This is a genomic window from Sulfurovum sp. (genome assembly GCF_015493435.1).
Lineage (GTDB): Bacteria > Campylobacterota > Campylobacteria > Campylobacterales > Sulfurovaceae > Sulfurovum.
On record NZ_WGDD01000008.1, the window covers coordinates 25,770 to 32,832 of the forward strand.

Consider the following 7,063-nt stretch of genomic DNA (forward strand, 5'->3'; position numbering starts at 1 on the left):
TCTCTAATAAAACATTGCCGACATATAACCGACAACAGAGTGGCTGTCGCCTGTACTCTCTTTGGAAGTTCTGTAGTCCAGAAGTTTGGAGTGGAGTCCCAGTTTTCCTGCTGCTATGATCATTGCTTCTATCCCTGTGAAACCGCAGGCTTCACATCCGCTCTTCAACTCTTGTACATCAAGGTCTGCCACTGCCTGGAGGCAGTGTCTGTCCAGTTTTTCTGCTTTTTTCTGTGTATAGAAATGGCTCAGATCTGAACTGATAACAACGGCATTGTCAGGGTTGCGGAGCAGTGCCGTGACAATAATGGCGAGTTTGTCTGCTGAAAAATCGCCGTATATAAGTTCAATCACTTTTGCGAGGGGGAAATAATGCTGTATAAAAGGCATTTGTACTTCGGTCGAGTGTTCTTTCTTATGTGCCTGTGGAACAAAACCGATGTTGAATTCTTTGGCAAGTGCAAAAAGATAGGGTGTGTCTATTTCAATGTTGCCGCAGGGCGTTTGGAATGACTCGAAATGGCTTGCGGAAATTCCTTTGAAATAGTAATGATGACTCGGACCGATGACAATAATGCGTTTTGGAGCACTGTGGTTGAGAAACCGGTAGGCAAAATTGGCGGTAAAACCGCTGTAAATATAGCCTGCATGGGGAACAATGATCGCTCTTGGTTTGATACTGTCCAGTGCTTTGGAGATATTGATCCTGTTGAATTCCCGGTTGAACTGTTGAAAATAGACTTCGATTTCCTGACATTTTGCCGGATAGAAAGAGCCTGCTACCGCTGCTTTTCGGATGCTTTGCGGCATTATTCTTCCTCATATTTTGTGACATGGTACACTTGAATTTCCGGATGCAGGTCGAGACAGTTACCCGGCAAACCGGCTTTCATGCACAGTGATGAGAAAAAAGCATCAAAATCAGGCAGCTGTTCCCAGACCTGAGGCAAATAGGTTGCCTGATAGCCATCGTGTCTGAGCACGATACCGTCTTTCATAGGTACAATTTTCTTTTTGAGGTCATCGATGTCACTGTAGTGCAGGACTTTCGGTTCCGAGAGAACGGAAACTTCTATCTTGATGTTTTTGAGTTCTTCCGGGGTAAGCGGCGGAAAACGCGGATCATGCAGTGCTGCGGACTGTGCATTTGCAATGACATCTTTATATAACGGACGGTAAGCCTGAAGAGAACCGATACATCCTCTCAGCTGATCGTTGGCTCTTTTGTTGATGGTTACAAAAACAGCGCCATTTTCTTTGAGTTGGGGATACTGTTTCAGGGCCCCTTCCAGGTCAAAATTTTCAGGCTGGTTGAGTGCTACCAGTATGGCAGCCTTTGCCAGGCCTATTAGAACATCATGCATAGGAAACCTCCATTCTTTTTTTTATTTTATCATAAAAACAATAACCGCCAAATCGATTTTATTTTGTCTTAATATTCATTAATGAAGATTTTAAGTCTGCCTTGATACAATGCAGAACAAATACTATTACACTGTAATATGCCAAAGGACTGATTTTGAGATACCTTTTGATCCTCTTGTTTTCCATTCATCTTTTTGCTGTCGATGCATCGATGAAGATAGAAAAGGATGTGGAACACCGTTCCCGTGTGGCTTTAATGGACGGTTCAGCAGCAGCGAACGGCCAAGTTGCAAAGATATTGCTCTCCGATCTCAGGATATCCGGGCATTTTCTTGCAGACAGCAATATTCGCAAAGGTGATTTTTCCGGCAGTTTCATTGCGCCAGGTCTGAAAAGCAAAGAATATATTATCAAGTACCGCTATACCGTACAGTCCGGTGCGGCATTGGAAATACGTCTTTTGAAAGCATCTGACGGTACACAGCTTTTTGAAAAACGGTATGCCCTCGGCAATGTGAAAAAAATGCCTTTTCTCATACACAAAGCAGTATACGATATTAACAGTGTGTTGAAATACCCGGATATAGGATGGATCAACCGTTATGTGGTGTTTTCCCGCTACACTGCCCCCAAAAGAAGCGAAATACTGCTTGCCGACTACACATTTACCTACCAGAAGATTATTATCAGGGGAGGACTGAACCTTTTTCCGAAATGGGCTGACAAAGCGCAAAAAAGTTTTTACTATACTTCCTATGCCGGCTTGATACCGACATTGAATAAGATCAATATCTATACGGGTTCCAAAAGCAGGATCGCTTCTTCCGAAGGCATGATCATCTGTTCCGATGTCAGCAGCAACGGTGGAAAGATCCTTCTTACGATGGCACCGCAGGGGCAGGCGGATATATATGAAATGAGCCTCTTTACCGGTTCCAAGATACGTGTGACGAAGTTCAACGGTATCGATGTGAGCGGTAAATATCTTGGTGACGAAAGCAGTATTGTATTTGTTTCGAACCGTCTCGGATATGCGAATGTTTTTAAAAAATCAATTCGTTCCGAAGCTGTACAGCAGGTTGTATTTCACGGCCGAAACAACAATGCGGTTGATGCCTACGGTGACAAGATCGTTTATGTAAGCAGAGAGAGCAGCAATGCTTTCGGGAACAACCGTTTCAATCTCTATCTGACATCGGCAAACGGCGGAATGACACGGCCGTTGACGACGACGGGAAGCAACCAGTTTCCCCGTTTTTCAACAGACGGTTCGGTCATACTTTACATCAAACAGCGGGGCGGCAGTTCATCGATAGGTTATATCAACCTCGAAAGTTCGCAGAGTCTGCTTTTCCCTCTGCACGGCAGCAAGATACAATCGATCGATTGGTAAGTTAAAAAGGATAGAACAAATGAAACAGACAGTATGGACAGCAGCGACGATCGCAGCATTATTTCTGGTCGGATGCGGGCAGACAGCACCGACACTTGGAACGTCAACAGGCAAGAACAATTTTACGGATGCGACAGAGATCACGGGTGATACCGTTACTGTCAATGAAAGCGGTGCCGGCGGAAGTCTTGGCAACAGCAGCAGTGACGGTTTTACTTCGGTTTATTTTAGTTTTGACAACTACGGTATTTCCGCTGCAATGCAGAAGAAAATTTCAGCAGATGTTTCCAGAGCGTCCCAAACCAGCGGAAAGATCAAGGTAGAAGGCAACTGTGATGAGTTCGGTACCGATGAGTATAACTATGCACTGGGACTCAAAAGAGCCAAAGCGGTGAAAGATGCCATGACAAGTGAAGGTGTGAACAGCAGCAGAATGGTCATTGTAAGTTACGGAGAAAGCAATCCGGTCTGTTCTTCGCCGACAGACAGATGCTATGCACGTAACAGAAGAGTGGATCTTCGTCTGGCACGGTAGTCTATGAGAGAAATGAAGTTTCCTTTACATGCTTTTTGGGTGGGTATAGCAGTTACGGGTATGCTTTGGGCAGAACCTTCTGTCTACGGATACCGGGATGCTCCGTCCGCATATACCCCTGAACGAAGCCATGGCCGTACGCCTGCCAAAGTGGTCATTACACAGAACCGGGATAATATTGTCCGTCTGAAACGCCGTATTGCCGAACTTGAAGAGCGTGTGGACGGACTGGCTTCGCTCGTGGAAGGGTTGAGTATTACTGTCAATGAACTTCAGGCACCCGGCAGACTTCAGCCGGCACAGGGTACTGCCAACACAGATAATACAAAACTGCTTAAAGAGCTTGGGGCCATGATCGATCAGATCAATGCCAACTATGTGAGCAAAGAAGAACTACAGCGTATCCTCAAGTCAAAAGGAACCTATACCGTACCGAAAAAAGAAAAGCATACTGCAGCAGACAGCGGGAGTGGCTCGCTTGCAGATACTTCGTCATCCAAACTCTACAGTGAAGGGGTAAGGCTCTTTCTCAAAAAGCGTTATAATGAAGCAAAAAAACGTTTTACGATTACCGATACCAAAGGCTATAAGCCGGCAGCATCAAATTATTATCTCGGAGAGATCGCCTATTATACCCGGAAGTATGACGATGCTATCTTCTATTTCAAAAAAAGTGCCGGACTTTACGATCAGGCAAGTTATATCGATACTCTGCTGCTGCATACTGCTGTTTCCCTTGAAAAAACCGGAGACAAAGCACAGGCAAGGGCTTTTTATAAAAATATTATTGAGAATTATCCGGGCAGGAAGAGTGCAAGGATCGCAAAAGAGCACTTAAAAAAACTATAACTCCGTTGCTTTCATGTATGCCTTTTCTATGGCATTTATGCAGGCAGAGCGTACATTTCCCTCTTCGAGTGCACCGTAGCCTGCCGCCGTTGTACCGCCGGGACTCATCACCGCATCTTTGAGCAGTGCAGGGTGTATCTCCCGGATCAATGTGCCAAATCCGTTGAAAAGTCCGCGCATGACAGCCATGGCATCTTCTCGTTTGAGACCCTGTTTGACAGCACCGTCAGCCAAAGATTCGGCTACAAGTGCCAGGTAGGCAGGGCCGGAACCTGCCAGTGCAGTAGCAATATCTATCTCTTTTTCACTGCCGAGCCAGAGTGTATCGCCTACGGCGCCAAGCAGTGATTCTGCTTCTTTCCTGAAATGCTGGTCACCGGTCAGGGTGGTCATGGATGCACCAATGCTTGCTGCAAGGTTCGGCATGGCTCTGACGACGGCTTCTGTTTTAATGTGCTTTTTGAGTTTTTCCAGCGTCGTTCCTGCGAGTACAGAGACGAGTACTCGGGCTTTCCCCTTAAGCAGTTTTCCTACTTCTTCGACATTGGCAGGTTTGACACAAAGTATGACGGTTTTGCCGCTTATGTCAAAGTCGTTCAGGAGATATTTGTCTATTTTGCTATTCAGATCAGACTCAAACTGATCGAGTTTTTCCCTGTTTCTGCCTACAGCTTCTATATGATATTTTTCTTTAAGCCCTTTGGCAATGCTTAGGGCCATAGTGCCGTTCCCTATCAATGTGATCGTTTGCATCTTGTACTACCCACTTAAGTTTTAATAAATTAGATTATAACACAAAATACAGGATATATTGTGGAATGTTTTTCTATTAAAATTTGGAGTATCACTTTTAATCCTTTTTAGAGTCTGTTGACCCAGATCAATTCCCCCCCCCCGTTTGAACTATGCTATACTTGGAGACATTTTTCAAACAGGAGGAGGAAAAGATGAAAAAGTTTACAGGTGTACTGCTGTTTTTGCTTGCAGGACTACTCTTTGCAGAAACGATCGATGTTACCAAGTCAGAGGGGACTGACCAAAGCATCATTGATTCATTGACCCCCGCACCCGCATCACCGGAAGCCGATGCCAACACCACCATAGAAGCGGTCTTTAACGAAGCACTCAACCCCATGAGTACAATGCATAGTGTCACGCTAAAGCGTTTGACGGGTAAAAAGAAAAGATGGGGGATGTTTGGGTTTGGCATCTCAAGAAGCAAAAACAAAACCGTCAAAGGCTCCGTCATCTACGACCGAAATGAAAACATCCTGCGTTTTATCCCGAACCAGCCGCTTGAAGTAGGGTTTTATGAAGTGGTTTTCAGGCATCTGATGAAAATGAGCCCCGGTATGGGAATGCGCGTCAAACCCATTGTCTACCGTTTCTACGTTCCTGAAGTGATCAACGGCTTCAAACTCCCTCCCGAGCCCGATGAAGATAAAAATAACAAAACACTGCTTGGGGTTGACTTTAACCGTAATGGGATCAGGGATGATGTGGAACGGTGGGCGATAGTTCATTATAAAGACAAACATCCGATTTACACAGACATTGCACTTCAGGCAGGAAGAGATTTTAAACTCGTTTTAGAAAGACCAAAAGATGCAAAAGAGATCAGAGAAAAGGTAAACTCTGCCCAAACATGTACATCTTATTATAGATACTATGCCAAATTATTTAACGAAAAACTATTAGTAAATGAGAGAATAGATGATAAAGTTTTTAACCATTATTTTAATACTGATGATAGAAAAAAGATTTACTGGGAATATGATACAAGGCTTAGTGGTGATTCCTATCCACTTCCCGATATAGATAAAGAGAAGTCCTATTGTGATTTTGATACACATAAGTATGAGGAGTAGATAATGAAAAGGTTTCTATGGATTTTTATCGTACTGTTTCCCGTGTTTGGAACAGCATCTATCAATGAGTGTTTGAGTGATGTCTATTTTGCCAATGGAGTTTTGACCAATGAGGGAAATGCTTCGGCAAATACTGATCTTTTAAGAAAAACAATTTTATTTGATACTTACCAAGGAGATTTTGACAAATTCAGCAAACAAATTGGGAAAGTAAAAGAAGCTTACAACTCTACACATGGTCCTCTGGATTTTCTTGAATCACTAGAGCAGAAACTTGGTATTGACAATTTGATTGATTTCTTTTGGGATACAGCACACAAAAGAGATTTACATCTACAAATCAAGCACTATAAAGAAAGTATAAAAAATGGTCACAAAGTATTAATTGTTGCACACTCTCAGGGAAATCTTTTTACCTATGATGCATATCAGGATATACGAAACGATAATCATAATTTTTGGATGGTAAATTATATGGATATCATTAGTATTGCCTCGCCTCAAATGATACCCATAAAGGCGGGATTAAAACCTATATCATGGGACAATGATTTTGTAGCATGGCTTGGTATATATACGTCAGGAATGATTCATAATGACATTAGAAATATAGGATGGGAAAGAGTACCTGCTTCAACTGGAAATAATGTAGATGCACCTGAATCAAATTATATTTTTGATAAGAATATAGGTGAAATATATAAAGATACTTGGATACCAAATGAACTTCCACTTCTTGGCAATCCTGGGATTGATGTACATGCATTTACCTTCTATATGGGAGAGCCTATTCCCAAAAAAGCAGATCCGTTTGATAATTTACCATTACAAACGAACAAAGCTAAAAAAATTATAGTTGCACAAATCAAATCCAAACTTGATGCATTGCATAGGTTACAAAGTCAATGGAAAATCGTAAAGCAACCGAACCATTGTGACAGTTGTGATGATTTTACCGTGGAAGTAGCCCATAGGTTTGATGCTTCGGTACAAATGAAGGAAAAGGTGATGCCTTTTAATACAAAGTCGTTCAAACTGTATCGTGTAGATAAG

At 42.9% G+C, this 7,063-nt stretch carries 8 protein-coding genes; 5 read left to right on the plus strand and 3 right to left on the minus strand.

The features are described from left to right. Window positions 1-3 precede the first annotated feature (3 nt). Window positions 4-810, minus strand: coding sequence for an AmmeMemoRadiSam system protein B (gene amrB / locus F8L24_RS01705; protein ID WP_294951167.1), 807 nt, complete (start codon window positions 808-810; stop codon window positions 4-6). Then, on the minus strand, window positions 810-1,364 hold the full coding sequence (gene amrA / locus F8L24_RS01710; protein WP_294951168.1) for an AmmeMemoRadiSam system protein A: 555 nt from the start codon (window positions 1,362-1,364) through the stop codon (window positions 810-812). The genes amrB and amrA overlap by 1 nt, the downstream gene beginning before the upstream one ends. A 155-nt stretch (window positions 1,365-1,519) precedes the next feature. Between amrA and tolB the strand changes: the two genes are divergently transcribed. The 3 genes from tolB to F8L24_RS01725 are packed head-to-tail and all read left to right on the plus strand — an operon-like array spanning window position 1,520 to window position 4,142. Next, window positions 1,520-2,758, plus strand: coding sequence for a Tol-Pal system protein TolB (tolB, locus tag F8L24_RS01715; RefSeq protein WP_294951169.1), 1,239 nt, complete (start codon window positions 1,520-1,522; stop codon window positions 2,756-2,758). A 19-nt stretch (window positions 2,759-2,777) separates the two neighbouring features. Then, window positions 2,778-3,293, plus strand: a complete 516-nt coding sequence (locus tag F8L24_RS01720; RefSeq protein WP_294951170.1) for an OmpA family protein — start codon at window positions 2,778-2,780, stop codon at window positions 3,291-3,293. A 12-nt stretch (window positions 3,294-3,305) separates the two neighbouring features. After that, window positions 3,306-4,142, plus strand: a complete 837-nt coding sequence (locus F8L24_RS01725) for a tetratricopeptide repeat protein (protein WP_294951171.1) — start codon at window positions 3,306-3,308, stop codon at window positions 4,140-4,142. Here F8L24_RS01725 and F8L24_RS01730 read toward each other — a convergent pair. After that, on the minus strand, window positions 4,137-4,895 hold the full coding sequence (locus tag F8L24_RS01730; RefSeq protein WP_294951172.1) for a pyrroline-5-carboxylate reductase: 759 nt from the start codon (window positions 4,893-4,895) through the stop codon (window positions 4,137-4,139). The two genes, F8L24_RS01725 and F8L24_RS01730, sit on opposite strands and share 6 nt — an antisense overlap. A 194-nt stretch (window positions 4,896-5,089) precedes the next feature. Here F8L24_RS01730 and F8L24_RS01735 point away from each other — a divergent pair, with 194 nt between their 5' ends. Together F8L24_RS01735 and F8L24_RS01740 are read left to right on the plus strand one after the other, a co-directional pair. Further along, on the plus strand, window positions 5,090-6,010 hold the full coding sequence (locus tag F8L24_RS01735) for an Ig-like domain-containing protein (protein WP_294951173.1): 921 nt from the start codon (window positions 5,090-5,092) through the stop codon (window positions 6,008-6,010). Between the two features lie 3 nt (window positions 6,011-6,013). Further along, window positions 6,014-7,063: hypothetical protein (locus F8L24_RS01740; protein ID WP_294951174.1), on the plus strand; the 1,050-nt coding region annotated here is incomplete at its 3' end.

Coding starts and splice junctions, on each gene's coding strand:
- amrB (WP_294951167.1), bottom strand. CDS start 810: ATGCCGCAAAGCATCCGAAAAGCAGCGGTAGCAGGCTCTTTCTATCCG.
- amrA (WP_294951168.1), bottom strand. CDS start 1,364: ATGCATGATGTTCTAATAGGCCTGGCAAAGGCTGCCATACTGGTAGCA.
- F8L24_RS01720 (WP_294951170.1), top strand. CDS start 2,778: ATGAAACAGACAGTATGGACAGCAGCGACGATCGCAGCATTATTTCTG.
- F8L24_RS01725 (WP_294951171.1), top strand. CDS start 3,306: ATGAAGTTTCCTTTACATGCTTTTTGGGTGGGTATAGCAGTTACGGGT.
- F8L24_RS01730 (WP_294951172.1), bottom strand. CDS start 4,895: ATGCAAACGATCACATTGATAGGGAACGGCACTATGGCCCTAAGCATT.
- F8L24_RS01735 (WP_294951173.1), top strand. CDS start 5,090: ATGAAAAAGTTTACAGGTGTACTGCTGTTTTTGCTTGCAGGACTACTC.